At 52.4% G+C, this 25,280-nt stretch carries 23 protein-coding genes; 16 read left to right on the top strand and 7 right to left on the bottom strand.

What is annotated here, in order from left to right:
• Positions 1 to 38: 38 nt before the first annotated feature.
• On the top strand, positions 39 to 974 hold the full coding sequence (locus AC23NW_RS00260) for an alpha/beta hydrolase (RefSeq protein ID WP_487446936.1): 936 nt from the start codon (positions 39 to 41) through the stop codon (positions 972 to 974).
• A gap of 107 nt (positions 975 to 1,081) precedes the next feature.
• On the opposite strand, the gene AC23NW_RS00255 is transcribed toward AC23NW_RS00260, so the two are convergent.
• Complete coding sequence (locus AC23NW_RS00255; protein WP_487446934.1) at positions 1,082 to 1,984, bottom strand: prohibitin family protein; 903 nt, start codon at positions 1,982 to 1,984, stop codon at positions 1,082 to 1,084.
• Positions 1,985 to 2,188: 204 nt separating this feature from the next.
• On the bottom strand, positions 2,189 to 2,611 hold the full coding sequence (locus AC23NW_RS00250; protein ID WP_487446933.1) for a DUF1573 domain-containing protein: 423 nt from the start codon (positions 2,609 to 2,611) through the stop codon (positions 2,189 to 2,191).
• A 319-nt stretch (positions 2,612 to 2,930) separates the two neighbouring features.
• On the opposite strand from AC23NW_RS00250, the gene AC23NW_RS00245 reads away from it, so the two are divergent.
• The 6 genes from AC23NW_RS00245 to AC23NW_RS00220 all read left to right on the top strand — a co-directional run bounded on the left by AC23NW_RS00245 (position 2,931) and on the right by AC23NW_RS00220 (position 9,788).
• Positions 2,931 to 5,354, top strand: coding sequence for an alpha-ketoacid dehydrogenase subunit alpha/beta (locus tag AC23NW_RS00245; protein WP_487446931.1), 2,424 nt, complete (start codon positions 2,931 to 2,933; stop codon positions 5,352 to 5,354).
• 72 nt (positions 5,355 to 5,426) lie between these two features.
• Complete coding sequence (locus AC23NW_RS00240) at positions 5,427 to 6,971, top strand: 4Fe-4S dicluster domain-containing protein (protein ID WP_487446929.1); 1,545 nt, start codon at positions 5,427 to 5,429, stop codon at positions 6,969 to 6,971.
• The gene (locus AC23NW_RS00235) at positions 6,964 to 7,512 is read left to right on the top strand and encodes an NADH-quinone oxidoreductase subunit J family protein (RefSeq protein WP_487446928.1); all 549 of its coding nucleotides are present in this window, start codon (positions 6,964 to 6,966) and stop codon (positions 7,510 to 7,512) included. Before AC23NW_RS00240 ends, AC23NW_RS00235 begins: the two co-directional genes overlap by 8 nt.
• A gap of 3 nt (positions 7,513 to 7,515) precedes the next feature.
• Positions 7,516 to 7,827 carry an NADH-quinone oxidoreductase subunit NuoK gene (gene nuoK / locus AC23NW_RS00230; RefSeq protein ID WP_487446927.1) on the top strand — a complete coding sequence of 104 codons (312 nt, stop codon included), beginning with the start codon at positions 7,516 to 7,518 and terminating at the stop codon, positions 7,825 to 7,827.
• Between the two features lie 2 nt (positions 7,828 to 7,829).
• On the top strand, positions 7,830 to 8,441 hold the full coding sequence (locus AC23NW_RS00225) for a 2OG-Fe(II) oxygenase (RefSeq protein WP_487446925.1): 612 nt from the start codon (positions 7,830 to 7,832) through the stop codon (positions 8,439 to 8,441).
• An 84-nt stretch (positions 8,442 to 8,525) separates the two neighbouring features.
• Positions 8,526 to 9,788, top strand: a complete 1,263-nt coding sequence (locus tag AC23NW_RS00220; RefSeq protein WP_487446924.1) for a hypothetical protein — start codon at positions 8,526 to 8,528, stop codon at positions 9,786 to 9,788.
• Between the two features lie 243 nt (positions 9,789 to 10,031).
• Here AC23NW_RS00220 and AC23NW_RS00215 read toward each other — a convergent pair whose 3' ends face one another.
• A complete protein-coding gene (locus AC23NW_RS00215) occupies positions 10,032 to 10,757 on the bottom strand; it encodes an MIP/aquaporin family protein (protein WP_487446923.1) in 726 nt (241 codons plus the stop codon).
• A 96-nt stretch (positions 10,758 to 10,853) separates the two neighbouring features.
• Between AC23NW_RS00215 and AC23NW_RS00210 the strand changes: the two genes are divergently transcribed.
• The 5 genes from AC23NW_RS00210 to hemN all read left to right on the top strand — a co-directional run bounded on the left by AC23NW_RS00210 (position 10,854) and on the right by hemN (position 17,743).
• Positions 10,854 to 11,834 carry a zinc-dependent alcohol dehydrogenase family protein gene (locus tag AC23NW_RS00210; RefSeq protein ID WP_487446922.1) on the top strand — a complete coding sequence of 327 codons (981 nt, stop codon included), beginning with the start codon at positions 10,854 to 10,856 and terminating at the stop codon, positions 11,832 to 11,834.
• 124 nt (positions 11,835 to 11,958) lie between these two features.
• Positions 11,959 to 12,975 carry a zinc-binding alcohol dehydrogenase family protein gene (locus AC23NW_RS00205; RefSeq protein ID WP_487446921.1) on the top strand — a complete coding sequence of 339 codons (1,017 nt, stop codon included), beginning with the start codon at positions 11,959 to 11,961 and terminating at the stop codon, positions 12,973 to 12,975.
• 216 nt (positions 12,976 to 13,191) lie between these two features.
• A complete protein-coding gene (locus AC23NW_RS00200) occupies positions 13,192 to 14,073 on the top strand; it encodes an OmpA family protein (protein ID WP_487446920.1) in 882 nt (293 codons plus the stop codon).
• Between the two features lie 156 nt (positions 14,074 to 14,229).
• On the top strand, positions 14,230 to 16,251 hold the full coding sequence (gene uvrB, locus AC23NW_RS00195) for an excinuclease ABC subunit UvrB (RefSeq protein ID WP_293834250.1): 2,022 nt from the start codon (positions 14,230 to 14,232) through the stop codon (positions 16,249 to 16,251).
• Between the two features lie 130 nt (positions 16,252 to 16,381).
• Entirely contained in the window at positions 16,382 to 17,743 is a 1,362-nt protein-coding gene (hemN, locus tag AC23NW_RS00190; protein ID WP_487446919.1) for an oxygen-independent coproporphyrinogen III oxidase, read from the top strand.
• 66 nt (positions 17,744 to 17,809) lie between these two features.
• Here hemN and AC23NW_RS00185 read toward each other — a convergent pair whose 3' ends face one another.
• On the bottom strand, positions 17,810 to 19,087 hold the full coding sequence (locus AC23NW_RS00185; RefSeq protein WP_487446917.1) for a PAS domain-containing sensor histidine kinase: 1,278 nt from the start codon (positions 19,085 to 19,087) through the stop codon (positions 17,810 to 17,812).
• A gap of 212 nt (positions 19,088 to 19,299) precedes the next feature.
• Between AC23NW_RS00185 and AC23NW_RS00180 the strand changes: the two genes are divergently transcribed.
• Complete coding sequence (locus AC23NW_RS00180; RefSeq protein ID WP_487446915.1) at positions 19,300 to 19,641, top strand: hypothetical protein; 342 nt, start codon at positions 19,300 to 19,302, stop codon at positions 19,639 to 19,641.
• Between the two features lie 46 nt (positions 19,642 to 19,687).
• On the opposite strand, the gene AC23NW_RS00175 is transcribed toward AC23NW_RS00180, so the two are convergent.
• Entirely contained in the window at positions 19,688 to 20,869 is a 1,182-nt protein-coding gene (locus tag AC23NW_RS00175) for a pyridoxal phosphate-dependent aminotransferase (protein WP_487446914.1), read from the bottom strand.
• Positions 20,870 to 21,066: 197 nt separating this feature from the next.
• On the opposite strand from AC23NW_RS00175, the gene AC23NW_RS00170 reads away from it, so the two are divergent.
• A complete protein-coding gene (locus AC23NW_RS00170) occupies positions 21,067 to 21,732 on the top strand; it encodes an SGNH/GDSL hydrolase family protein (RefSeq protein WP_487447717.1) in 666 nt (221 codons plus the stop codon).
• Positions 21,733 to 21,765: 33 nt separating this feature from the next.
• Here AC23NW_RS00170 and AC23NW_RS00165 read toward each other — a convergent pair whose 3' ends face one another.
• Positions 21,766 to 22,338, bottom strand: a complete 573-nt coding sequence (locus AC23NW_RS00165; RefSeq protein ID WP_487446912.1) for a DUF4136 domain-containing protein — start codon at positions 22,336 to 22,338, stop codon at positions 21,766 to 21,768.
• A gap of 110 nt (positions 22,339 to 22,448) precedes the next feature.
• Between AC23NW_RS00165 and AC23NW_RS00160 the strand changes: the two genes are divergently transcribed.
• Positions 22,449 to 22,931, top strand: coding sequence for a molybdopterin-binding protein (locus AC23NW_RS00160; RefSeq protein WP_487446910.1), 483 nt, complete (start codon positions 22,449 to 22,451; stop codon positions 22,929 to 22,931).
• 220 nt (positions 22,932 to 23,151) lie between these two features.
• A complete protein-coding gene (locus AC23NW_RS00155; RefSeq protein WP_293834257.1) occupies positions 23,152 to 23,562 on the top strand; it encodes a DUF3244 domain-containing protein in 411 nt (136 codons plus the stop codon).
• Positions 23,563 to 23,678: 116 nt separating this feature from the next.
• Here AC23NW_RS00155 and AC23NW_RS00150 read toward each other — a convergent pair whose 3' ends face one another.
• Positions 23,679 to 25,175: a hypothetical protein gene (locus AC23NW_RS00150; RefSeq protein ID WP_487446909.1), complete on the bottom strand. Its 1,497-nt coding sequence runs from the start codon at positions 25,173 to 25,175 to the stop codon at positions 23,679 to 23,681.
• Between the last annotated feature and the right edge of the window lie 105 nt (positions 25,176 to 25,280).

The raw sequence follows: 25,280 nt of genomic DNA, 5'->3' as shown, positions 1-25,280 counted from the left end.
CGATTTAGTTTAGGGAGTTCAATCCGACAACAACAACCATGTTTCTAAAAGCACTCGGGCTGGCGGCAGCCCTTTTTATGGGTACGTTACCTGCCATGTCTCAAGACGTTATAAAACTATGGCCCGACGGTGCCATTCCGAATGCGGTAACCAATCCGGATATTACCGAGAAATCAGATGTTGGCCAGCAGGATGGTATTCTGCGGATCAGCCAGGTATCAGTGCCGACCCTAACCGTTTTTCAGGCGCCGAAGGACAAGGCGACCGGCGCGGCCGTGATGATTTGTCCGGGCGGCGGCTACGGTATTCTGGCCTTCGGGCATGAAGGCGAAGAAGTGGCCCGCTGGTTTAATCAGCAGGGCATCACCGCGTTTGTGCTAAAATACCGCCTGCCCGACGAACGGCTGATGACCAACCAGTCGGAGGTACCGCTGATGGACGCCATGCAGGGCATGAAGCTGATCCGGCAGCAGGCATCTAAATACGGTCTGGATGCGGCTAAAATCGGTGTGATGGGCTTTTCGGCAGGCGGCCACCTCGCAGCAACACTCTCGACCCACTACCACCGGTCGGCCGGTAACCTGAAGGCCAGTGACGAAGCCAAACCGAACTTTGCGATTCTGATGTATCCCGTTGTCACATTCGGTCCTAAGGCACACGGCGGCTCACGCAACAACCTGCTGGGGAAACAAAACACATCTGCCGAGCTGATTGCCTATTACTCAAACGAGCTTCAGGTGACCAAACAAACCCCGCCGACGTTTCTGGTACATGCGCAGGACGACAAGGCCGTTCCGGTCGAAAACAGCATTGACTATTATCTGGCCCTGCTGAAAAACGGCGTTTCCGGCGAGATGCACCTTTACCCAACCGGCGGCCACGGCTTTGCTCTCCGCACAAAAGGCAAAGGCTCTATCGAAAACTGGCCGGATGCCTGCAAAGGCTGGCTGAAAGCCCAGGGGCTGATGAAATAAATGGAAAACGGAATGCTATTTCGTTTCTGTGCTCGGGTTATCTGCCAGAACGGAATAGCATTCCGTGTTACAAAAATCCGGCAATACGGCATAGCATTCCGTGTTACCTAGTCATTCAGAATCAGCGGCACATTGCCACGGCCGCCCATAATCACAATCTTGCTGTTCGGCGAGGCAGCTAGTTCCCGCTGGGCTTTAATCTGCTCATATTGCAGCTGTTTGTCAGTCAGCCCGGTAGCCATGATACGCTGGTAATCGGCGATCCCCTGTGCCTCCACCCGCTTCCGCTCAGCTTCCTGCCGCTCTTTCTGGAGAACAAACTGCATTTTCTGCGCTTCCTGCTCGGCGTTGATTTTCGACTCAATCGTCTGTTTTACCGAAGCCGGCAGGTTGATGTTCCGCACCAGCAACTGCTCCAGCACCAGTCCACGAGCTTTGAAGTCTTTCTCAATCGCCTTAAAAATACGCCCCTGAAATTCGTCGCGACGGGTTGAATATAAGGAAACGGCATCGTAATAAACGGCATTGTCGCGGATACGGGTACGGGTTATCGGCCGGACGATTTTGTCGGTGTAGTCTTCCCCGATCTGCCGCATGAGCCGCGGCGCTTCAGTTGGCAGCAGCCGGTACAGCACCGTCAGGTCAATGACCACTTCCAGCCCGTCGGCGGTCAGTACGCGGATCGCATCATCGCCGGCCTTCTGCCCTTCGTCATTTACTCCCGACATGGTGTAGTTCTGGGTTTTCACATCCAGATCGGTAACCGACGCGAGCGGATTGACAAAACTAAGGCCAGGGTCAAGCGTACGGTCGCTGATCTGGCCGAAAAGAGAGACGATCCCGACATGCCCGGCATCGATCTGCCGGACGCTTGCGGTCAATGCCCCTAAACCGATCAGGACAATACCAACGATTTTTACGGGACGGGCAAAACGGGAGATGGTGAGCGAGGGAGTGTTAATGGCAAATCCTGCGATGAGGATCACAAGGCCAAGTGTTACAAAAAACATGTTCAGGTACGGTTAAGATAAGTGTCTGAGGACGAAACAAATGTACCGGATTCCCATGAACAAAAACTGGTTTTAAGCCGAAGGGACAAAAAACGGGAAGGATGGTCAAAAAAAAAGGCATCCGGTAGAAACCAGATGCCTTTGGGGTACTACTCAATCAATTAACCCTTCATCGAATGACCATGAAGGTGTGTATGTACCACCTTATTTAGTGCCTTTTTTAGCGCCGGCAGCAGCAGCTTTCTCCGCTTCTTCCTTCGACACTACTTCGCCTTTCAGATACAGCACGATGTTTGGTGTTTCACCGTTGCTCATAACTGTTACCGACTTGTTGAACGGCCCCATAGCAGCAGCGTTGTACGTAGCTGATACCGTACCGGTTTTACCTGGCATTACTGGCTCCTTCGTCCATGAAGGCTTTGTACAACCACAAGAAGCCTGCGCATCAGAAATGATAACAGGGTCTGTACCTGTATTTTTGAACGTAAATACATACGTTACAGGTTTTCCTTGCTCCACTTTGCTGAAATCGTGTGTTTCCTTGGTGAACTTCAAAGTGCCTTTTTGCGCGTAGCTAACTGCTACAAGTACAAACATGGCTACGAATAATGAAAAAATCTTTTTCATTGGGATTATTTAAATTTAGGTTTGGTTATTTGATTGTTAGACATTACAAATGTTAACCTCCACAAATCGCATACCAAAGGATAATCGGGTTGCGAATCATTAACAAAGAAACAGATAAAATCGTTTTTTTGAAAGCTCCGCCGGATTATATTATTTTTACTACGACTTGTGGTTACCTTAACGATTCCTTTGACGGAAAAACGGTGTTCAGGGATTAACCAGCAATAGAAATATATTTTTATTGTCCTGTAATTCAAGGCCAGTCACACAACACTTCATCAATCAATCCAATTTCACTCTTTAAACCTGTTACTGTTCTGTGATTGCAAACGAACATATCCGTACGGTTGACGTACTAACCCGCGAAGACATCCTGGCCGATTACCGGTTGGCGTGCGAAAGCCGTCAGGTAAGCCTGCTGGGCCGGCGGGATGTAATGGGAGGACGGGCAAAATTCGGCATCTTCGGCGACGGCAAGGAACTGGCCCAGATAGCCGCCGCCAAATCATTCCGGCGGGGCGATTTCCGGTCCGGTTACTATCGTGACCAAACGCTCGTGGCTGCCCTCGGCGAACTGACCTGGCAGGAGTTCTTTGCCCAGTTATACGCACATACCGATATTGCTCATGAGCCCAACACGGGTGGCCGTAATATGAACGGTCACTTTGCTACCCGCTGGCTTGATGAAAACGGGTTATGGCGCAACCAAACGGAGTTTTTTAATTCAGTCTGTGATATGGCCCCCACCGCCGGTCAGGTACCGCGCGCGGTAGGGCTGGCCTATGCTTCAAAACTTTACCGGCAGAACCCGGCATTGCATAGCTTCACCCGATTCTCCCATAATGGTAACGAAATAACCTTCGGAACCATCGGCGATGCATCGACCTCGCAGGGCATGTTCTGGGAAAGCATGAATGCGGCCGGCGTGCTTCAGATCCCGCTGCTGATGTCGGTCTGGGACGACGGCTACGGTATTTCGGTACCTGTCGAATACCAGACCACCAAGGCCAGTATTTCCAAAGCGCTGGCCGGGCTACAGCGTGAAGCGCCGTATACCGATGTGTCGGAGAAAGGTATTGAAATTTTCACGGTCAGGGGATGGGATTACCTCGCCCTGATTGATACCTACCAACAGGCAGCCCGGCTGTGCCGCGACGAACACGTTCCGGTACTGGTACATGTTCAGGAGCTCACCCAGCCCCAGGGCCATTCGTCGTCGGGTTCACACGAGCGCTATAAAACGAAAGACCGTCTGGCGTGGGAAGCCGAATATGATTGCAACCGGCAGTTCAAAAACTGGATTCTCGGTAACGGGTATGCCACAGAGGAAGAACTGGCCGAAATCGAAGAAGAAACGAAAAAATCGGCCCGTCAGGCCCGCAACGATGCGTGGAGCGCCTATGTCGCCTCAATGCAGAGTGACCATGATGAAGCCCTTGAGCTGCTGCAGCGCGCCGCCCGCAATAACCCGAAAGGCCCTGCACTGATGGAGGTCCGGGAAGACCTGCGCAAAGCGTTTAACCCGATCCGGCGCGACGCAACAACCGCGATTAAGCGGGCGCTGCGTATCCTGCGCAACGACCCGGCTGATACAAAACAGGGATTGCAGGCATGGCTGAAGCGTACCAATGCCGAAAATGAAACCCGGTACAGCTCACACCTCTACAGCCAGTCGCCGGAATCGCCGCTGAAAAACCCCGGCACACCGCCCGTTTATTCGGAGAACAGCCCGATTATGGATGGATATCTGGTCATGCAGCGGTATTTCGACAACCTCTTCGGGCGTGACCCGCGCGTGGTGGCCATTGGCGAAGATGTCGGCCATATCGGTGATGTCAACCAGGGCTTTGCCGGGTTACAGGAAAAATATGGGGAGATCCGGATTACCGACACCGGTATCCGCGAAACAACCATCATCGGGCAGGGCATCGGCATGGCCATGCGCGGTCTGAAGCCGATTACGGAGATTCAGTATTTCGACTATATTTTCTATACGCTGGCGACCCTGACCGATGACCTGGCGTCGCTGCATTACCGGACCGCAGGGGGTCAGAAAGCACCGCTTATCATCCGGACCCGCGGCCACCGCCTCGAAGGCATCTGGCATTCCGGTTCGCCGATGGGTGCAATGATCAACAGCCTGCGGGGTATGCACATTGTCGTGCCGCGCAACATGACGCAGGCCGCCGGTTTTTACAATACGCTCATCAAAGGCGACGACCCGGCACTGGTGATTGAATGCCTGAACGGCTACCGGCTGAAGGAACGCGTGCCGGATAACCTCAGCGAGTTCTGCCTGCCGCTCGGCGAGCCGGAAGTACTCCGCGACGGTACCGACGTAACCATCGTGACCTACGGATCGATGTGCCGGGTCGTGATGGAAGCTGCTCACCAGCTTTCCGACCTTGGCATCAGCGTCGAACTGATTGATGTACAAACACTGTTGCCGTTCGACCGGAATCACCGCATTCTGGAATCCGTTAAGAAAACAAACCGGGTTATTTTTGCGGATGAAGATTTTCCGGGCGGCGCATCGGCCTACATGATGCAGCAGGTAGTCGACGAGCAGAATGCCTACCAATACCTTGACTCTCCGCCACGAACGATTTCGGCAAAAGCCCACCGCCCGCCCTATGCGTCGGATGGTGACTATTTCTCGAAACCCAATCCGGAGGAGGTTTTCGACTGTGTCTATGAACTCATGCGTGAGGTCAATCCACAGCGGTTTCCAGAACTCTATTGAGTAATTAACGGTTAGTGATCAGGAGAAAATCCGGCGGGGGCCGGCAACATCCCGGTCACTAACCACCCGACAATGAGTACGTATTTCGATGACATCAAAGACGGTATCCGGTCGACCATCAAAGGGTTGAGCCTGACCTTCGGGCACATCCGCAACGCCACGAAGCGCCGTCAGCCGTTGGGAATTGCCAGCGATAATTACTTTGAGCAGCAGAACGGTCTGGTAACGGTGCAGTATCCGCATGAGACCATACCGATTCCCGACAACGGCCGATACCGCCTGCATAACGAAATTGACGACTGCATTGTCTGCGATAAGTGCGCCAAAGTCTGTCCCGTCGACTGTATCACCATCGAAGCTATCAAAGCAACGGAGGAAATCGGCCGTGCCTCTGATGGATCACCCATACGCCTCTACGCCGGTAAGTTTGACATCGACATGGCAAAATGCTGCTACTGTGGTCTTTGCACGGTAGTTTGCCCGACCGAGTGCCTGACGATGGAGAAGAAGTTTGACTACAGCGAATTTGAACTGGGCAAACTCACCTACGGATTCTCGAACCTCACCCCCGACGAAGCCGCCGAAAAACGGAGCCTCTACGAGCAGTTCGTGTTAGAAAAAGAACAGGCGAAGCAACAGGCAAAAGAGCGAAAGAGTGAAAGAGCGGAAGAGCGGGCTGAACCTACACCAAACGTAGAAAGCAGCAACCCGGAACAACCAAAACCAGCAAAGCCAAAACCAGCCTTCCGCCCGACAGCCAAAGCCAAGCCTGCCGAGCCAATAGAAAATAAAGAGCGGGAGAGTGAAAGAGCGGAAGAGCGGGTGGCACCCAAACTGGCGGAGCCAACCGCAGAAAGCAGCAATCCGGAAGAGTCAGAACCGGCAAAGCCAAAACCGGCTTTCCGTCCGACGTTGCAACCCAAACCCGCTGAGCCAATAGAAAATAAAGAGCGAAAGAGTGGAAGAGCGGAACAGCGGGCTGAACCTAAACCGGCTGAGCCAACGCCAACCGCACAGGAAAAGTCAGAACCGGCAAAGCCAAAACCAGCTTTCCGTCCGACGTTGAAACCAAAGCCGGTAACAGCCCTTACTAAGGATGCAGACGAAGCTGTTCCTGTAGCCGGTATCCAGTCGCCCGAATCACCGGCATTGCTCACCACCGACAAAGGTGTCTCGACCAGCGGCGAAGACCATCCTGCCGCTCAGGCCGACAATACCGTGCAGCCAACGGAAGATAAAGAGCGGGAGAGTGAAAGAGCGGAAGAGCGGGTGGCACCCAAACCGGCTTTCCGGCCAACCATGAAGCCGAAATCGGCGGCTGAACCAACCCAGAACACAGAACAACAGATCGCAGCAACAACCCAGAACACAGAACAACCGGAACCGGCGAAGCCAAAACCGGCTTTCCGGCCAACGATGAAGCCGAAAGCGGCGGCTGAACCAACGCCAAACGCAGAACAACAGATCGCAGCAACAACCCAGAACCCGGAACAACCGGAACCGGCGAAGCCAAAACCGGCTTTCCGGCCAACAATGAAGCCGAAAGCGGCGGCAGAGCCAACTCAGAACGCGGAATCGTCAGAACCGGCGAAGCCAAAACCCGATACCAATGCTTAACCTGATTTTTTACGCATTCGCGGCGCTTACGCTGGGTGGCAGCCTGGCCGTTCTGTTGACCCGCAATGTGATGTACTCGGCGTTTTTTCTGCTGTTGTCCCTACTGGGCGTCGCGGCACTGTTCGTGCTGGCAAGCGCCGACCTGCTGGCTGTGGCCCAGGTCATGATCTACGTCGGCGGTGTGCTGGTACTGGTTATTTTCGGGGTAATGCTCACGCACAAATCCAAACCGGAACCCAATACGGTACCGCAGGCAGCACGCCCGAACCACATCCTGACCCAACACCGCGCCTGGCTATGGCCGTTGCTGGTCGCCGCGGGATTGTTCACGGCCTTTTATTCGCTGCTGAGCCGGACCCATTTCTCCCTGTTCGAAAAGCGTGCTCCCTTTCAGACATCGGTAGATACCATCGGTAAACAGCTGATGACCGAATACATCATCCCGTTTGAAATTGCGGGTATCCTGCTGCTTGCCGCTCTGGTCGGAGCAGCTTATCTCAGTAGTCAGAACGACCGGACAAACGACCGGCAACCCCGTTAAGCTATGCAAGCCATTACACCCGGACTTTATCTGCTGGTCGCCGCGGCCTTATTCAGCATCGGCCTTGCCATCGTCTTACTGAAACGACATGCCATCGTGGTGCTGATGGGTGTTGAGCTGATGCTCAATGCCGTTAACCTGAATCTGGTAGCATTCAGTCAGTATGATCCTGTACGGTTGCAGGGCCAGATGATGACCCTGTTTGCTATGGTCGTTGCTGCCGCAGAAGCCGCTATTGCACTGGCTATTGTGCTGCAGGTTTACCGGCATTTCCGGACGGTTCAGCTGGATGAGATCAGTGAATTAAAGCAGTAACCATGGAAGAAAACGCCATTTTTGAACCACTCATAGACGGTATTCTGACCAAAGGCTATGGTGTCGCAGACGGCTTTTTATCGGCCGTTGAGGTGACCGCCCTGGCGCAGCAACTCCGAGACCGCCGTGCCGGGGGACAGTTTAAAGCCGCGGCCATCGGTAATCAGCAGGTTACCATTGAAAAGCAAATCCGTGGCGATGAGATTCTCTGGCTCGACGAAGCCAATGCGGCCCCTGCCGAAAAAGTGTATCTGGACCGCATCAACGAGTTTATTCACTACGTAAACCGCACGTGCTATCTGGGCCTTCAGGATGCTGAAGTGCATTATGCGCTCTATCCGCCGGGTACCTTTTACAAACGCCACCTCGACCGCTTCAAAACTGACTCACGGCGCAAACTGTCGGTAATTTGTTACCTCAATACGGACTGGCAGGAAGCCGATGGCGGGCAATTGGCTATTTACCTCCCCGGCGAAGACGGCACCGAGCGGGTGGATACCGTTATGCCGGTTGGCGGCCGGTTGGTCTGCTTTGAAAGCGACCGGCTCGAACATGAAGTGCTGCCGGCCAACCGCGAGCGCCTGAGCGTAACGGGATGGCTCCGCACCCGCTGAAAAGACATTTAGCAAAAGGTAAGTATAAACCCATAAATAGCTGTATTATTACGTCTTTACCGAACGTAAAATAGTCAGTCGTTTATGAAACGTTTGTTGTTTCTGCTGTTAGGTACAGCCTTTTCGTTGAGTGTATTAGCCCAGAATACAAAAATCCAGCTGACAAAGGCGGTTAAAGCAGGCCGGCAGGATGGGTTTGATATTTATCAGGTTCAGTTTAAAGTGCTGAGCGGCGAAGTACAGAACCGGAGCGAGTTTGTGCTGCTGAAATCCGGCATGATCAGCAATTATATAAAGGCCGAAGTATACGATAAATATAGTAGCGGCCAGACGACAAAATCCGATGAAGCACTCTATGTTGCCGGTGCCCCCATCGCAGCGGGCCAGACACTGGTATCCTACGATTTAGCCACGCCACTCCCCCCCAAACGTACATTTTCCTTCAAAACCGAAACCGCCTTTCTGGGCGATGCCCCCAAAGAGTTCTTCACCACCATCTCCGGCTTGAAAGGGACGCTTAAAGTCGGAGATGAGTTTGATTACCAGAACAATAGAGGCCAGCGTGGTAAGGGAAAAATCAAAGAAATAACGGTTGGCAAAACACTGCACCCTCCGGTACTGATCGAAGGATTACCCGAACAGATAACAGCCAGCCTTCTGATTCAGTCGGACAACGGCGTTGATTTTTCAAAGGCAACCGCTGCATCGGCAGGTAGTCTGGCAGGTGCGTCAGCGACAACAGCCGGCACCGACAAACCTGCGGCGAACGTCACGGGCAAAACCAAAACCATTCCGGTAAATGCGGTCCTGCAAAACGATGAAGTGAAAATTACGGTACACAACCTGATCAAATACAATCCGGACGCGGCAACCAGCCAGAACGATATGGTGAAAATCGACTACTCGCTGGATTATTATATTGTTGATGCGACGGTCGAAAACATCTCGTCGCACGACATTGACCCGGGCGAATACCTAGTCCGGCTTAACTTCTTCTCCCCCGACGGCAAGAGCGCCGACGAGTACCTGCGCCTTTTTAAAAAGCAGAACGGCGACAAAGACGAAGCAAAGAGCCAGGCCGATGCGATTGATAAGCTGGTGCTGGGCGGCACGAGTAAAATCAAATCAGCCGGCGTTCTGGTCAGGTATCAGGAAATGATTCCCGACTACCAGGAGGTACACAAACCGGTTGTTGATGCCCTGTACCGGAAAATGGCGCCGGGCCGGAAACTGCACAGCATTGCGGCCACGATTCTGGCCGTTCCGCCCGCCTACAAAATCGAAGGACTCGGCACCTGGAAAGGCACGTTCTTCAGCAAAAAGAACCTGTCGTTTATTAAATTGTAATACCATTCCATCAGCGGGGGTTTGTTCTGATGGTTACTGGTCGTTCTGAGTTGTTTCTGGTTGTTCTGAGTTGCTGATGGTTCTGGTTTGTTGCTGGTGGTTCTGAGTTACTCGTCATTCCAGATTACTGGTACTGATGGCCCGTACCACCAGCAACCATCAGAATAACTACCAGCAACTATCAGAACAATCAGCAACAAAAACCGCATCGCTCTTTCAGTCTTTCGCTCGTTCACTCTTTAATTAAAGCGCGAAGAACTTAATCAGCAGTCCGCCGATAGTCCCGCCGATAATCGGGCCGACGACCGGTATCCAGGCATAGCTCCAATCCGATGAGCCTTTGCCCGGAATCGGCAAGATCGCATGGGCAATACGCGGCCCCAGGTCACGGGCGGGACTGATGGCATAGCCCGTCGTGCCGCCGAGCGACATTCCGATACTCCAGACCAGTACCCCGACCAGGTACGGCCCGACACCAACCGCTACCTCACCCAATGATTTTGCCGTGATGCCGGCCAGCCCCAGAATCAGCACCAGTGTACCGAGGATTTCACTTGTCAGATTAGAGCCTGTATGCCGGATGGCAGGGCCGGTTGCAAATACAGCCAGCTTATCGCCCGGATCTTCCGTAGCGGCAAAATGAGGCTGATAGAACAGCCAGACCAGTACTGCCCCCAGAAATGCCCCGATCAGCTGTGCGGTTATATAAGGAACAACATTGGCGTAATTATCCGTCGCTACGGCAAAGGCAACCGTTACGGCAGGGTTCAGGTGAGCATCAATACTACCGAACACTTTGGCCACAAACACCCCCATCGTTACGGCAAATGCCCAGCCGGCTGTAATGACAATCCAGCCGGCATTATGCCCTTTTGTTTGTTTCAGAACCACGTTGGCCACAACGCCATCGCCCAGAAGTAAAAGCACCATCGTGCCGATTAACTCGCCCAAAAAAGGTGAGACTTGCATAGTAAGGCTTCGTTTAGGAATAGTTTGTGCGAATTAAATCATATTTTTGATTCATATAAACAGGATTTTCAGAAATACATTTAATCGACAAGCGATATGAAAGCTGCCATTTTTCAGCAGACAGGACTACCGGCCGATGTACTGGAAGCCATGGATGTTCCGACACCCGAGCCGGGGCCGGGCGAAATCCGGGTTAAGGTCATTGCCAGCCCCATTAATCCGTCAGATATATCCTTTATCCAGAACCGCTACGGTATCCGGCCTAAACTGCCGGACTCGGGAGCCGGTTTTGAGGCAGTAGGGGTTATCGACAAGCCCGGCGAAGGCGTTGACCTGCGCATCGGCATGCGGGTGAGTTTCACCAGTGTCGGTACGTGGGCTGAATACGCCATTGCCAACGCGCAGGCCATCATCCCGATCCCTGATATGATGACCGACGACGTGGCCGCCCAGCTGTTTGTGAACCCCTTCACTGCCTACGCCATGGTACAGGATTCGGGCGTACAATCCGGACCCGATCAATGGCTGATGATTACGGCGGCGGGCTCGGCTTTCAGCAAAATGGTTATCCAGCTGTGCCAGCTTAAAGGTATCAAGGTGATTGGTACGGTCCGTCGCGACGACCTCAACGAGGAACTGAAGGCGCTCGGGCTGACGGAAATCATTAATACAGAAACCGAAGACATGGCCCACCGTGTCAGGCAGATTACCGGCGGCAAAGGTGTGCAATGCGTACTTGATGCCGTGGGTGGTCAGGTAGCGGCCGAAGCGCTGAAGTGCCTGGCTAAAAACGGGACCATGCTTATTTACGGCCTGATGAGCAGCGAAGACCCGACCATCAATGTCGGCCTCATGATTTTCAAGGGCCTAACCGTTAAAGGTTTCTGGCTGTCCGACTGGATGAAGCACGCCGACAGTAATGTCCGTAAGGAGGTAGCACAGCAGGTGATTTCCCTGCTGGCGTCGGGCACCATCAAACTGCCCGTTGAAGCTGCGTACGGCCTTGATCAGATCCGGGAAGCCGTTCAGCACGCCGACCGGCCGGGGCGCCACGGCAAGATTCTGGTACGGCCTTAACCGGAATTTGTCAGATAAATCCGACACCGCGGATAAAATAATATACCAACAGGATAATTGACCGGTCGGCTTGCAGTCTGAAAAGTCCGTTCTTTGTGCTGAATTTTGTCAGGAACGTTCACCAATGAACACGTTAGTTTGCACAGAGCCGGGCTCTTTTGCCTATCAGGAAGGCGTAAAACCCGAACAGGCGGCCGGTCAGGCCATTATCCGGATCAGACGTATTGGTATTTGTGGTACCGATCTGCACGCCTTCGAAGGCACGCAGCCGTTTTTTTCGTACCCGCGTATTTTAGGCCATGAACTGGCGGGTGAGCTCGTCAGTGCCGACGGTGCTCCGGATTTTGCGGTTGGCGAGGCCGTAACCTTTATTCCGTATTTCAACTGCGGGGTATGCGTTGCCTGCCGCGCCGGTAAACCAAATTGCTGCGTTACGATTAATGTGTGCGGAGTGCACAGCGACGGTGGTATGGCTGAGTACCTGAGCGTGCCGGCCAGTTCACTGATTCACGGCGAAGGCCTGAGCTACGAAGCGCTTGCGCTGGTTGAGCCCCTGGCCATCGGCGCCCACGGTGTCCGGCGCGCGGCGATCCAGCCCGGCGAGTTTGTGCTGGTTGTCGGAGCAGGTCCGATTGGTTTAGGCATTATGGAAATAGCCCGAATTGCGGGTGCCGTCGTAATAGCAGTAGACATCAATCCGGACCGGCTGCGGTTCTGCAAAGAAAAGCTGTCGGTAGCCCATACCATTAACGGGTTAACGGAAGATGTCGTGGCACGGTTGAGCGACATTACCGGCGGCGATATGCCTACGGTAGTGATCGATGCTACCGGCAGTTTGCGCGCAATCAACACCGGTTTTCAGTATCTGGCCCACGGCGGCCGGTACGTACTGGTCGGGTTACAGAAAGGCGATATCAGTTTCAGTCATCCCGAATTTCACAAGCGGGAAGCCACGCTGATGAGTAGCCGGAACGCCACCCGGGTTGATTTCGAACACGTGATCCAATGCATGAAAAAAGGCTTGATTGATCCAACCACCTACATCACCCACCGGGTCGCATTTAGTGAGGTAAAGGATACCTTTGCCAGCTGGCTTGATCCGGCATCCGGTGTGATTAAAGCCATGGTATCGCTTGGCTGATAAGTGGTTAGTTTCTGTGTTTTTGTGCCCCGTTATGAATTTTACCAATACGTTTGTATTAGTCAAATGAAAAAAGGGAAACAACAAAGTAGAAACTGTTTATGATATGTCTTTTTTGGTAGAAGTTGGAACAAGTAACAAAACTGTCGTAAATTGCGCTCTAATTCATTGTGTGACAGTTTTAACCTTCACCTGCTACGAATACTTACTAAACTTATGAGACAGACCCTTTTTGTACTGGTTGCTTTGTCAATGCTCTCATCATGTGTGGGCAAGAAAAAACTGACTGATCTGCAGAACCGCTACAACGAGCTGGAATCAGCCCGCAGCAAGGCGGTTGCCGATCTGGCTGACTGCGACAAAAAATCAGCCGATCTGAACGCTCAGTTACGTACGAAAGACGGCGAAATTCAAAGCCGCAACACACGGATTCAGGAGTTACAGTCGCAAATCGACGACCTGAAGAAAAACAACAACAACCTGCTTGACCGCATGGCCGATCTGTCGATCGTCAGCAAACAAGGCGCTGAAAGCATCAAGAAATCTCTTGAGACGCTGAACGAGCAGACAAAATATGTGAACAACCTGAACCAGTCAATGCAGCGCAAAGACTCGCTGAACCTGGCACTGGTAATGAACCTGAAGCGTTCACTGGCCGACATCAACGATCAGGACGTACAGGTTGAAGTGAAGAAAGGGGTTGTTTACGTATCAATTTCTGACAAGCTTCTTTTCCCTTCAGGCAAGTGGGAAATCAACAAGCCTGCTGAAGAAGTTCTGGGCAAGGTAGCCTCGGTTGTAAATGACCACAAAGAGCTGGACATCCTGGTAGAAGGCCACACGGATCCGGTTCCGTTCTCATCAGACAACCTGAAAGACAACTGGGATCTGAGCGTACTGCGTGCAACATCCGTAGTGCGTATGCTGCAAGGCAAATTCGGTGTAGCGCCTGAGCGTCTGACTGCCGGTGGCCGTGGCGAGTTCGTTCCTAAGTCTGACAACACAACAGCGGATGGCCGTAAGACAAACCGTCGTACAGAAATCATCCTGACGCCGAAACTGGATCAGTTCTTCAACCTGCTCTCGACAGGCAAGTAATTGACGACAGCGTCATCATATACCCGGCGGGGCTGAGCAATCAGCCCCGCTTTTTTTTGGCTTAAACGAACCCGTTTACGCACTGTTGTATTTTCTGAAACACGTTTGCCGTTCAGGGCGTTTTTCTGTAAATTAGCCAGATTACAAACGCGACTAATGAACTTCAGACTCACATCAGAATTTGAACCAACCGGCGATCAGCCCAAGGCGATTGCGGAGTTGGTAAAAGGCATAAATGAACGGGAACCGGCACAGGTCTTACTGGGCGTTACAGGATCCGGTAAAACGTTTTCCGTGGCCAATGTTATCGCTCAGACTAACCGGCCCACGCTTATTCTGAGTCATAACAAAACACTGGCCGCCCAGCTTTACGGCGAGTTTAAGCAGTTTTTTCCCGATAACGCGGTCGAATACTTCATCAGCTACTACGATTATTACCAGCCGGAGGCCTACATCGCCACCACGAATACCTACATCGAAAAGGACTTAGCCATCAATGAGGAGATTGACAAACTGCGGCTCGCCGCCACGTCGGCCCTCATGAGCGGCCGCCGCGATGTGATCGTGATTGCATCGGTGTCCTGCATCTATGGTATGGGTAATCCGGAGGAGTTCAAAAGCAATGTGGTGCGCATCGGTGTCGGCGAAATCATGAGCCGTAACCACTTCCTGCACCGGCTTGTCGAAATCCTGTATAGCCGGACTGAAGCCGAATTTCAGCGCGGAAACTTCCGGGTTAAAGGCGATACGGTCGATGTCTACGTAGCCTACGCCGATTTTGCGTACCGTATTATTTTCTTCGGCGATGAGATTGAAACCATCCAGCGGATTGATCCGGCGACGGGCAAGAAAATCTCCGAAGAACGGATGGTCGCTATTTTTCCCGCCAACCTGTTCGTAACCGGCCGCGAGACCCTGAACCGCGCCATTTACGAGATTCAGGACGATCTGGTAGCCCAAATCCGCTATTTCGAAAAGGACTTCCGCGAAATGGAAGCCGAACGCATCAAGGAACGGACGGAGTTTGATCTGGAAATGATGCGGGAGCTGGGCTACTGCTCGGGTATCGAGAACTATTCACGGTACTTCGATCAGCGCAAACCCGGACAACGCCCGTTCTGCCTGCTCGATTATTTTCCGGACGACTACCTGCTCGTTGTTGACGAAAGCCACGTAACGATGCCGCAGATTCGGGCCATGTGGGGCGGTGACCGCTCCCGCAAGGAGTCGCTGGTCGATTACGGCTTCCGGTTGCCGTCGGCGCTGGATAACCGGCCGCTGACGTTTCAGGAGTTTGAAGAGCTGGCCGGACAAACCATTTTTGTCTCGGCAACACCGGCGGATTACGAGCTGCGCCGCAGCGAAGGCGTGGTTGTTGAGCAGTTAATCCGGCCGACTGGCCTGTTAGACCCCGAAATTCAGGTGCGGCCGAGCCTGAACCAGATCGACGACCTGCTCGAAGAAATTGATGCGCGGATAAAACGGTCGGAGCGCGTATTGGTGACGACCCTGACCAAACGGATGGCCGAAGAACTCAGCAAATACCTGGATCGGGTAGGCATCAAAACGCGGTATATTCACTCAGAAGTCAAAACGCTTGAGCGGGTCGAAATCCTCCGTGATTTGCGGCTGGGCAATTTCGACGTACTGGTCGGCGTAAACCTGCTGCGCGAAGGCCTCGACTTACCGGAAGTGTCGCTGGTCGCCATTATGGACGCCGATAAGGAGGGCTTTCTGCGCGACATCCGGTCGCTGATTCAGACCATTGGCCGGGCCGCACGGAATGCCAACGGCCGGGTACTGATGTATGCCGATACGATTACCAAATCCATGCAGAAAGCCATTGACGAAACCAATCGCCGCCGTGCGATTCAGATGGCCTACAACGAGGAACATGGTATCACACCGACTACCGTACTGAAGTCGCGGGAGGCGATTATGGGCCAAACGAAAGTGGCCGATGTGAAACCGTTGAATAAACACTATTACGTTGAACCGGAAGAAATCCGGATTGCGGCCGATCCGGTTGTGCAGTACATGGGTAAAAATGATCTGGAACTGCTGATTAAGGAGACCCAGACAAAAATGGAAAAGGCCGCCAAAGAACTCGATTTCATGGAGGCCGCCCGTCTGCGCGACGAACTGTTCCAGCTTCGGGAGCGGCTCAAAAAACAATAGACAACGGCTGGCTGGCGGGTGTTGAGGTGATCTTGTCGCTGACATTTGCCAGCCCGCTGCCTGATTGTAGTCATAGTTCTCCTATGGCGGGTACGTTACTTTTGATAATCTTCATTGAGCATCAATAGTTATGGATACCGCCCTACTGCAAAAATACAACGTTCCCGGACCCCGCTATACCAGCTACCCGACGGTCCCCTACTGGAATAAAACCGCCCCGACGGCATCGGAATGGCTGCAAACCGTATCGGATACGTTTGCGGCGACGAACAGCACGGATGGCATCAGCCTGTATGTTCACCTTCCTTTTTGCGAAAGCCTGTGTACGTATTGCGGCTGTAACACACGGATTACGGTAAATCACCGCGTCGAAGAGCCGTATATCTATGCCGTGCTGACGGAATGGGCCATGTACCGGTCGCATTTCAGCGAAACGCCTAAAATACGGGAGCTGCATCTGGGCGGCGGAACACCGACATTTTTCAGTGCAGAAAACCTGCGCCGGTTAATTGAAGGGCTGCTGGCCGGATCCGAAATCCACGAAAAGGCCTGCTTTAGTTTTGAAGCGCACCCCGGCAATACGACCGACGAACACCTGCAAACGCTTTATGAACTTGGCTTTCGCCGGGTCAGTGTGGGAGTGCAGGATACCAATCCGCTTGTTCTTGAATTGATCAACCGCCACCAGACCTATGAACAGGTCGAACACTTGATGCTGAAAGCGCGGGAAATCGGCTATACATCCGTTAATATCGACATGGTGTATGGGTTGCCGCAGCAGCGCGTCTGCTCCATGACCCAGACCATTATGCATATCACCAACCTGAAACCAGACCGGCTGGCCCTGTACAGTTATGCACACGTGCCGTGGGTAAAACCGGGGCAGCGCCGTTTTTCGGAACAGGATCTGCCGGACGCGTCGAAAAAACTGGCGATCTACGAGACTTGCCGCAACTGGCTGGAATTGTCAGGGTATCAGGAAATCGGTATGGACCACTTTGCACTGGCAACAGACAGTCTGTCTGAGGCGGAAAAAAGCGGTAAGCTGCACCGGAATTTCATGGGCTATACCGACACACCGACAAAACTGCTGATCGGGCTCGGGGCCTCATCAATCAGCGATAGCTGGGGGGCTTACGTACAGAATGCCAAATCGGTCGAAGCCTATTACGAGCGCCTGCGCGACGGGCAGTTCCCGTTCTTTAAAGGCCATTTGCTGACAGAAGACGATCTGGTAATCCGGAAACATATTCTGAACCTGATGTGCCGTTTTGAAACCAGCTGGATGGACAAAGAGATGCAGTCGGAAGGGCTTTACGAAGGCCTGCACCGGATTGAGGAACTGGAAGCTGACGGCCTGATTGAGGTAGAACCGTATCGCCTGCGGGTGACGCCGAAAGGCCGGTCGTTTGTCCGGAATGTTTGCATGGCCTTCGATGCCCGGTTGTGGGAAAACCTGCCGGAAACGACACTATTCAGCCAGACTGTATAGGAAACTATAGATAAACAGGAGATGAAAAGGGTAGACAGCGATTGGCTGCTACCCTTTTTTGTCTGTTCAGGCAATCTGTTCAGCCACGGCATTCGGTACGGAAACCGGCTGGGGAATATCGACAATAAACTCAGTGCCCTCATTGACCTGGCTGTTAAACGAAACGCCTCCGTTCATCAGCCGGACATAACTGCCGACAATGTGCAGGCCAAGGCCGGTACCGGCAATATTGCCCGCGTTGCTGGCGCGGAAGAACCGCTCAAACAAATGCCCCTGGTCTTCGGGAGGAATGCCGATACCCTGATCCCGGATCGCAATCCGCAGAGCCTGTGCGTTAATGTCGGCCCGCAGGGTTATGGCTGACTGCGGCGGTGAATACTTAATGGCATTCGACAACAGGTTGAACAGAATATTCCGGACCAGCGCCGAATCAATGTATACCTGGTCGGTGCTGACCGGCCGCCGGATGCTGTACGTAACGTCAAAGGTCTGCCCCGGCCTGGCAATTTCCTGCATTTGCGGAATTACCTGCTGAATCACCGCCGACAGGCTGGTCCATACCGGCTGGCAAACCACCTTTCCTTCTTCCAGCTTACTGACCGACAGAAAATCGTTCAGAATATCGTTGAGGTGTTTGACCGACGATTGAATGCGGGTAATGTGTTTATCGCGCTTGACGGTTTCCTGCATGTCTGCGTATTTCTGGACCAGCGAAAGCGACGAAAGCACTGTAGCGAGCGGCGTCCGGAATTCATGCGACGCCAGCGAAATAAAGTTGGACTTCATGCGGTTCAGATCCATTTCCCGCTGAAGCGCATGGTGCAGTTCCTCCTTGGTATGTTCGAGCTTCTGAATCGCTTCTTTCAGGATCAGTGTACGGTCTTCGACTTCCTGTTCGAGCCGGTTGTTGTATTCGCGCAGATGCGTTTCGGCCTGTTTCCGGACGGTAATGTCGATGATAAACGCAATGACAAAGCTGCCCTGTGAATTCTGAAAAGGACTCAGGCTGATTTCAATCGGAAACGCCGAGCCGTCTTTCCGCTGCCCGAACAAATCACGGCCCTTACCCATGCGGCGGGGTGAAGCGTGGGCGAAAAATTCAGTACGGTGATTCCGGTGCAGTCCCTGATGCGTGTTTGGTATTAAAACTTCAACCTCCTGACCCAGTAACTCGCCGGGCCCGTACCCGAATAATTGCTCAGCGCTCGGATTGATTTTAACAATTTGACCTTTGTTATCGGTAATCAACATTCCCTCAGTGGCAAATTGAAATACCGCTTCGGCCTGATTTAGTATGTCCATTTCGCTGGAAAAGCCGGATGAATTTGGTTCGTTCTGGAGCATGGCAACTTACAGGGTTTGAGGTTCAGACGGTATGACAAGCGTCATAAACAGCAGAAATACGTTCTGAGAAAGCCAAAATTACGACTCCAGACCCATAAAATCAGAGAAAGGACTGATAAAACTCATATTTCGGGGTTCGGAAAAAAACGAAGTTTGAATCAACGATCAGGCGTATCCCTGATAAGTCAAAGGGAGGGAAAAACGAGGAGTGTATGCAGCCAATACGAGTATATCCAGACATGAAATGGCGCGACCTGCAACAGGTGTTTAACGATTTATTTCCCTATCTGCGGCTTGAAGTAGAATCCGGAAATAAATTATTCATTGACCGGCCGCTTTCTGCGCTCAGCCGGTTAACCGTGCCCAGTAGTTTTGACATTGTTCCGGATATGACCGTTGACGAACTGGAGATGGCATTTCAGTATGAAATGGGACTGCCGTGCAGAGTATTACGTCGATCCGGATATACATGGCTTGAAACCGCCTATACCAGGCGATGGAGCCTTGAGCGCCAGAATGATAAAGGTGCAGAATTATCGAGAGACCTTAGGTAAAGATTCCGGCAGGTCTCCCCGCGGATCCCTGCCGGAATACATAAGGCTATGAGGTTACTTTCTTAAAGGCATCAACAAACGTTTTCATTTCGTCCATTGTCCCGATACTGACCCGGCACCACGACTGGCCGCCGAAGGTTCTGGTCTGAATACCAACGCCGTTGGCAAACATCTGGTTTTCAAATGTCTTTGGTTTCATGCGGATCGGGAACAGCATAAAGTTGGTGTACGACGGAACTACTTCATAGCCCATCGCGGTCAGTTCCTTTGTCGTGTACTCACGCGCTTTGGCGTTTTCGGTCCGGCAGTGGTTCTGCCAGTCAAGGTCTTTAAAGCTGGCAATACCGGCCATCAGGGTGGCAATGCTGATGCCAAACTCACCGGTTGTGTATTTTTCAAGTGTTTTCAGCATATCCGGCTGAGCAATTACATAGCCCAGACGAATACCGGCAAACCCGTGAATTTTAGAGAATGTCCGGGCCAGAATCACATTTTTACCTTCGGCCACCAGCTTGCCGAGCTGCGGGCGGTCGCCCGGTTCAAGGAAATCAATGTAGGCTTCGTCAATAAATACCGGAACGGTCGGCGAAACCTCCTGCGCGAACGCCGCCAGTTCGGCCGGTGGTACGATGGTACCGGTCGGGTTATTCGGATTGCAGATATAGGCCAGTTTCGTATCGGCATTGATTTTGGCTTTCATCGCGGCCAGATCATACTGATACGTTTTGGTCAGCGGCACACTGACGATTTTGCCTTTAAACGTCTCCGTTTTATCAAGCAGGTCATCGTAGGTCGGGCGGCTGGTTACCACAGTACCGCTGTTAGCCGCAAAGTGCATGGCTGTGATCAGCAGTACTTCCGACGAACCGGGGGTCAGCATGATGTTTTCGGGCTTCACACCTTCTTGGTCGGCGATCAGCTTTTTCATTTCATCAAATTCTTCCCAGGCATAGCGGTTGCCGATATCAATGGCTTTAATCAGGGCCTCGCGGGCTTTTTGGGAGATACCGAGCGGGTTCTCGTTGGCAAACAGCCTCGCTTTCAGCTTGGGCATAGCGCCGGTCTGCAACGGAGCAAACTCATCGACCATTGGCATACTTGGGGCTTCGGTCGAAGGCAGGGCATTGGCCATCGCAGGCGTCAGGTTGGTAAGCAGGGGAAGGCTGGCCGCCAGCAGGCCGCTCGAACGCAGCCAGTCACGACGGGAAACAGGAGAATTTGTGTTCATGCCGTAAGGTAGTTGATGATTGGATTTCAGGTCTAAAACGGTTGTTATTCAATACGTTCCTAATTTACACCCAAACCCTGAAAGAGCCAAATACCTTTCCCTAATCGGTAGTATTTACTAACCCGGTTACTTTTGTGAAGAAAACTAACTCGTATACCTATTTTTCACGAATGACGACGAATCGTTTTACCGGCCCAATGCGTTTGGCCACTTTGCTTGTCGCGCTGGTTATGATGTCAGCTGCCTTTATTAATCGCCCGAAACGGGTCGTTTTCTTCGGGGACTCCATCACGCAGGCAGCCGTTAAGCCCGGTGGGTATATTACCCGCCTGACAGACATGCTGACTCAGAAAGGCAAAGGGTCTGATTATGAGCTGATCGGCGCCGGTATCGGCGGCAATAAAATATATGACCTGTACCTGCGGATGGAAAGCGACGTACTGGCGAAACAGCCGGATGTGGTCTTTGTCTACATTGGTGTAAACGATGTCTGGCACAAACGCACATCGGGAACCGGCACGGATGCGAATAAGTTTGTCGGGTTCTACGAAGCCCTGATTACCAAACTACAGGCGGCAAATGCAAAAGTAATTTTGTGTACACCGGCCGTGATCGGCGAAAAAACGGATTTCTCCAACGAGCAGGACGGCGACCTGAACCAGTACAGCCAGCTGATCCGTGATCTGGCCAAACGCCGCGATCTGCCCCTTTGCGATCTGCGGAAAGCGTTTCTGGACTATAACCTGAAAAACAACCCAGGCAATAAGGAACAAGGTATCCTGACCACTGACCGCGTGCACCTCAACGACACCGGTAACCAGTTTGTCGCCGATTTGATGTACGGCTTTGTAACGGCCAACTAGCCTAAAAAAAGGGAGCAGACGCTCCCTTTTTCATTAACTGTTGCTGCGGTCAGGAAATTTCTCGACAATGTCTTTGACCTGGCGGGTCAGCTGTTCACCGATCCGTGCCGGATTGCTGACGGCATCCTGAATAGAACCCCGCCAAACCAGTTGTTTGGTTCGGGCATCGACCATATCAACGACCAAGGTACCGGCCTGATATTGCTCCTGGGTGTATTGCGGACCACCCCAGCCCCACCACGACGGACCCCAGCCGGACCAGCCCCAACGCCCCCAGCCATAGTAAGGTCCGTACAGCGCGCCGGTATTATTGGCTACAGTGCGGGTCTTCTCCTCCACAAAGAAGTGATAGCCGATCAATAAATCAGGCCGGCGGTTAGCCTTAGCCAGGCCTTTATCATTCAATACCTTATTAACCGCATTTTCAACGTTCTGACTGGCCAGATCGTTATAGTAAAGCGGATTCTGACCGGCTTTTACATCCGAATCCATCCAGGCAAAGGTGCGGTACTTACTGAAATTGACGTTTGCCTTATCGACTGCCACCTTTGGCGCGCAAGCCGTAAATGCCAGCACAAGAGCGGCAATAATGAGTATGTTCTTCATAACGATAGATCAAATAGATTAATAAAGTAATAACTCCCCGTGCCCCGGAAAGTTTTAGATTTGGCGACTAAACTAGTCATTTATAACCTGTGACTCAGTAAACAAGAAGCATGGAATCGCCTTTACAGATTGCCCTTATTTACATAGATAATACAACCGCCGCCGCTGTGCTGACCGGGTTTGTAGCGCCAAAGCTCGCTGAGGGTTGCCGGATAAGTGAATACACCATCCGGCAGGACAATGTTACGGGTCTCGAGAACCTGCTTTTGCTCCTTGCCGATGAGGAGCCCTGCCCGTTAGTCATCTGCGTCGGCCAAACGCTGGCCGGGAGCGGAAATGCAGTTTCGTCGTGTATACAAAGCTTATGTCCGAAGCCGATGCCGGGTTTTGGCGAACAAATACGCCGCATCCTTCAGCCCGTTACACCGGCGGCTATGCTGCTGATGCCCTTTGCCGGTATCCGCCGGAAAACGGTTATGGTCCACTTACCGGCCGAACCCGACTGGCTGGCGGCGATCCTTCCTGCGCTATTTCCTGCGATCCCGAATGCCGTATTTCTGGCAACCGGCCTGCGGCTGACTGTCCGGAGTTAGTGCGGATATGTGTACGGTTTGTTCGTTTCCGAACAGAAAATGTCCGGCTTCGTACAGGTAGTTTTACGTCGTTGTTTCTTAACGTATTGATTATCAGTATATGGCATGGTGTGCCATATTGTTGGCACGTTGTTGGCATATCTATTAGCAACAGTGAATAACAACAAATACTGAACAACGTAAGAAACAAGTAAACAACAACAATAAACGACGAACGACCATGTTAACTTTCATCTCACAAATCGGATTAGCTGCAAAATCAAAAGGTATCGTAACAGGCATCATGTTAAGCGCTGCCAGCCTGATGGGCGAAGGCGGAGCAACAATTCCTGCCAAAACCCTGTCATTTGACGCCAGCGTTTACGTAACAACACAAAACAAAGTACGGATGGCGGTTGAGAAAACAACGCCGGAAGTACTGACTATGACTGTGCGTGATAACACGCAGCAGATAGTATACTCGAAGCAAATCAGCAAAAAAGATATGAAGGTTTCCGTACAGTTCGACATGAGCGAACTGACCGACGGCAAATACGAACTGGAAGTAGCATCGAAAGACGGCAGCATTAAAAAACAGGTTGAGCTGAAAACAGCGACGCAGCAACCTGCCCGCAAAATCTCGATGCTCTAAGCTATAGGCCTGCGGGTGCAGGCAAGACAATAGAGCTCTTATGTAGTAGGGTTTTAGTTTAGGTTAAGAAAATGATTTTTTAAAGCCACTCCCGGCATGAGGAGTGGCTTTCTTCGTTATTGGCGGATGATCTTGATAACCAGGTCACGCATGACGTCATTCTGTAGTTTCTTTTGGCGTCCCGCTACGGAAAACGTCTCACTTTTCACCAGCTCGCCGGTTTCGACATCGGTCCAGTCGGCGCGGTAACTGCCACGCGGTAATTCCAGGATCAGCTCGGATTTCCGGACAGCAAGGGGTTCGGTGTAAATCACCCACTGCGAGCGGCCGTTGTGCATACCCCATGCCTGTGCGCCCGGCGAGGCCACCACACATGCAGGCGTCGGCCGCAGCCGGACCAGATCGAGCTGTTCCATGTATTGTTTCAGCAGGCCAAGTTGTTTGCGCAGGCCCACACTGCCGCCGCCGGGTGCTTTATAGGTCGTATCGGTACCGGTTTCGGCCCCCACCGAAAACGAATAGTCGAGGTGGTTGAACAGCGCACCGCCTGCCAGTATAAACCGCCATGCCTGCCGGCGATAGGTATTATCGCGGCTGCCGGCAAAACCGGTTTCGTTGAAGCCGACGGGTTTGCCCAGGTGATAGTTTTCCGTCACCGCCTGCGGAAACGCATAGTGAAAGGTAAACAGCGAAACGGTCGGATCCGGATCCGAAACCGGATAATGGAAGTTGCTGATATTCTGCGAAATAATATGCTGATTCGGCAGTGTCGATTCCTCGTCCTTAACCCATCCGGCCACGCGCCGCTGCCAGTCGTTAGCCCGTTCGGCTACGACTTCGAGGGTGGCTTTCCAGGCATTGTCCTTTACTTCACTTTTCGGGAAATATTCGTTCAGGACCAGCACCGTATCTTTCTGATCGGCCCACGGCTCGTTCTGAATTTCGAAATACAGGTTCGGAAAACGGTTCAGTTCACGCACCAGCTTGCGGACATACTGCTCCTGAAATGTAAGGATGTTGCCGTTGAACGGTGTGTTGGCGTTAAACGCTTCTATACTTTCGGTACCGTTGATGTTGTTTTGCCGGTTGAACGGAGCGTGTGCCCATCCTGCACCGTAGTACGACGAGAAAAGCGTGATTTCTACGATGACGTTATTTTTTTCAGCCTCCCGCATAAAATCGGTCAGGCGCTCGAAATAGGCATCGTTCCACTTACTCAGGTCAAATTTGCGGTCGGCCCCGTTCATGCCACCCAGCACATAGCCCGGCTGATCGGAGCGGGCCCAGGGCAACATGAGTTTTTCCGGTTTCGGAGCCAGTGTATTTTTTTCAATACCAAACGCCCCGGGCACTTCAAAATAGGCGCCGGGAAATAACCGGGTAACGTTCAGGCCGTCCTGGCTGAGGGTCCGGAGGTAGGTCTTATAGTCGAAATCGGCGTTGATGACCGCGCCGTAGTGTTCACCGGAGCCGATGATCAGCGTGGGTTTTCCTTTGTAGGTGAAGTAGTGAGGGTTCTGGCTGCTGACCGATAACAGATCTTCCCGGGCGGTCTGGGCATTAGCTGTAAACCACCCAGCCAGCAATGCAGAGGCTACCAGGATGTATTTCATAAAATTAATGCTTACGTAAAATAACCTATTAAACGTTTCCGGCGGAAAATTGTCTGTTTTGTAGTCAATTTAGTCAAATCTTACCAGGTTGATACGACAGGGCTG

This window comes from Arsenicibacter sp. R0_47 (genome assembly GCF_057652235.1).
Note: the sequence above shows the minus strand (reverse complement) of the source record. Positions and strands in the feature narration are given on the sequence as shown.

Bases quoted from the DNA above. Each gene is read 5' to 3' on its own strand.
- AC23NW_RS00170 (WP_487447717.1), top strand. From the start codon at position 21,067: ATGCGTTTGGCCACTTTGCTTGTCGCGCTGGTTATGATGTCAGCTGCC.
- AC23NW_RS00175 (WP_487446914.1), bottom strand. From the start codon at position 20,869: ATGAACACAAATTCTCCTGTTTCCCGTCGTGACTGGCTGCGTTCGAGC.
- AC23NW_RS00185 (WP_487446917.1), bottom strand. From the start codon at position 19,087: ATGCTCCAGAACGAACCAAATTCATCCGGCTTTTCCAGCGAAATGGAC.
- AC23NW_RS00160 (WP_487446910.1), top strand. From the start codon at position 22,449: ATGGAATCGCCTTTACAGATTGCCCTTATTTACATAGATAATACAACC.
- AC23NW_RS00210 (WP_487446922.1), top strand. From the start codon at position 10,854: ATGAAAGCTGCCATTTTTCAGCAGACAGGACTACCGGCCGATGTACTG.
- hemN (WP_487446919.1), top strand. From the start codon at position 16,382: ATGGATACCGCCCTACTGCAAAAATACAACGTTCCCGGACCCCGCTAT.
- AC23NW_RS00180 (WP_487446915.1), top strand. From the start codon at position 19,300: ATGCAGCCAATACGAGTATATCCAGACATGAAATGGCGCGACCTGCAA.
- AC23NW_RS00220 (WP_487446924.1), top strand. From the start codon at position 8,526: ATGAAACGTTTGTTGTTTCTGCTGTTAGGTACAGCCTTTTCGTTGAGT.
- uvrB (WP_293834250.1), top strand. From the start codon at position 14,230: ATGAACTTCAGACTCACATCAGAATTTGAACCAACCGGCGATCAGCCC.
- nuoK (WP_487446927.1), top strand. From the start codon at position 7,516: ATGCAAGCCATTACACCCGGACTTTATCTGCTGGTCGCCGCGGCCTTA.
- AC23NW_RS00250 (WP_487446933.1), bottom strand. From the start codon at position 2,611: ATGAAAAAGATTTTTTCATTATTCGTAGCCATGTTTGTACTTGTAGCA.
- AC23NW_RS00165 (WP_487446912.1), bottom strand. From the start codon at position 22,338: ATGAAGAACATACTCATTATTGCCGCTCTTGTGCTGGCATTTACGGCT.
- AC23NW_RS00155 (WP_293834257.1), top strand. From the start codon at position 23,152: ATGTTAACTTTCATCTCACAAATCGGATTAGCTGCAAAATCAAAAGGT.
- AC23NW_RS00260 (WP_487446936.1), top strand. From the start codon at position 39: ATGTTTCTAAAAGCACTCGGGCTGGCGGCAGCCCTTTTTATGGGTACG.
- AC23NW_RS00200 (WP_487446920.1), top strand. From the start codon at position 13,192: ATGAGACAGACCCTTTTTGTACTGGTTGCTTTGTCAATGCTCTCATCA.
- AC23NW_RS00240 (WP_487446929.1), top strand. From the start codon at position 5,427: ATGAGTACGTATTTCGATGACATCAAAGACGGTATCCGGTCGACCATC.
- AC23NW_RS00150 (WP_487446909.1), bottom strand. From the start codon at position 25,175: ATGAAATACATCCTGGTAGCCTCTGCATTGCTGGCTGGGTGGTTTACA.
- AC23NW_RS00255 (WP_487446934.1), bottom strand. From the start codon at position 1,984: ATGTTTTTTGTAACACTTGGCCTTGTGATCCTCATCGCAGGATTTGCC.
- AC23NW_RS00215 (WP_487446923.1), bottom strand. From the start codon at position 10,757: ATGCAAGTCTCACCTTTTTTGGGCGAGTTAATCGGCACGATGGTGCTT.
- AC23NW_RS00235 (WP_487446928.1), top strand. From the start codon at position 6,964: ATGCTTAACCTGATTTTTTACGCATTCGCGGCGCTTACGCTGGGTGGC.
- AC23NW_RS00225 (WP_487446925.1), top strand. From the start codon at position 7,830: ATGGAAGAAAACGCCATTTTTGAACCACTCATAGACGGTATTCTGACC.
- AC23NW_RS00205 (WP_487446921.1), top strand. From the start codon at position 11,959: ATGAACACGTTAGTTTGCACAGAGCCGGGCTCTTTTGCCTATCAGGAA.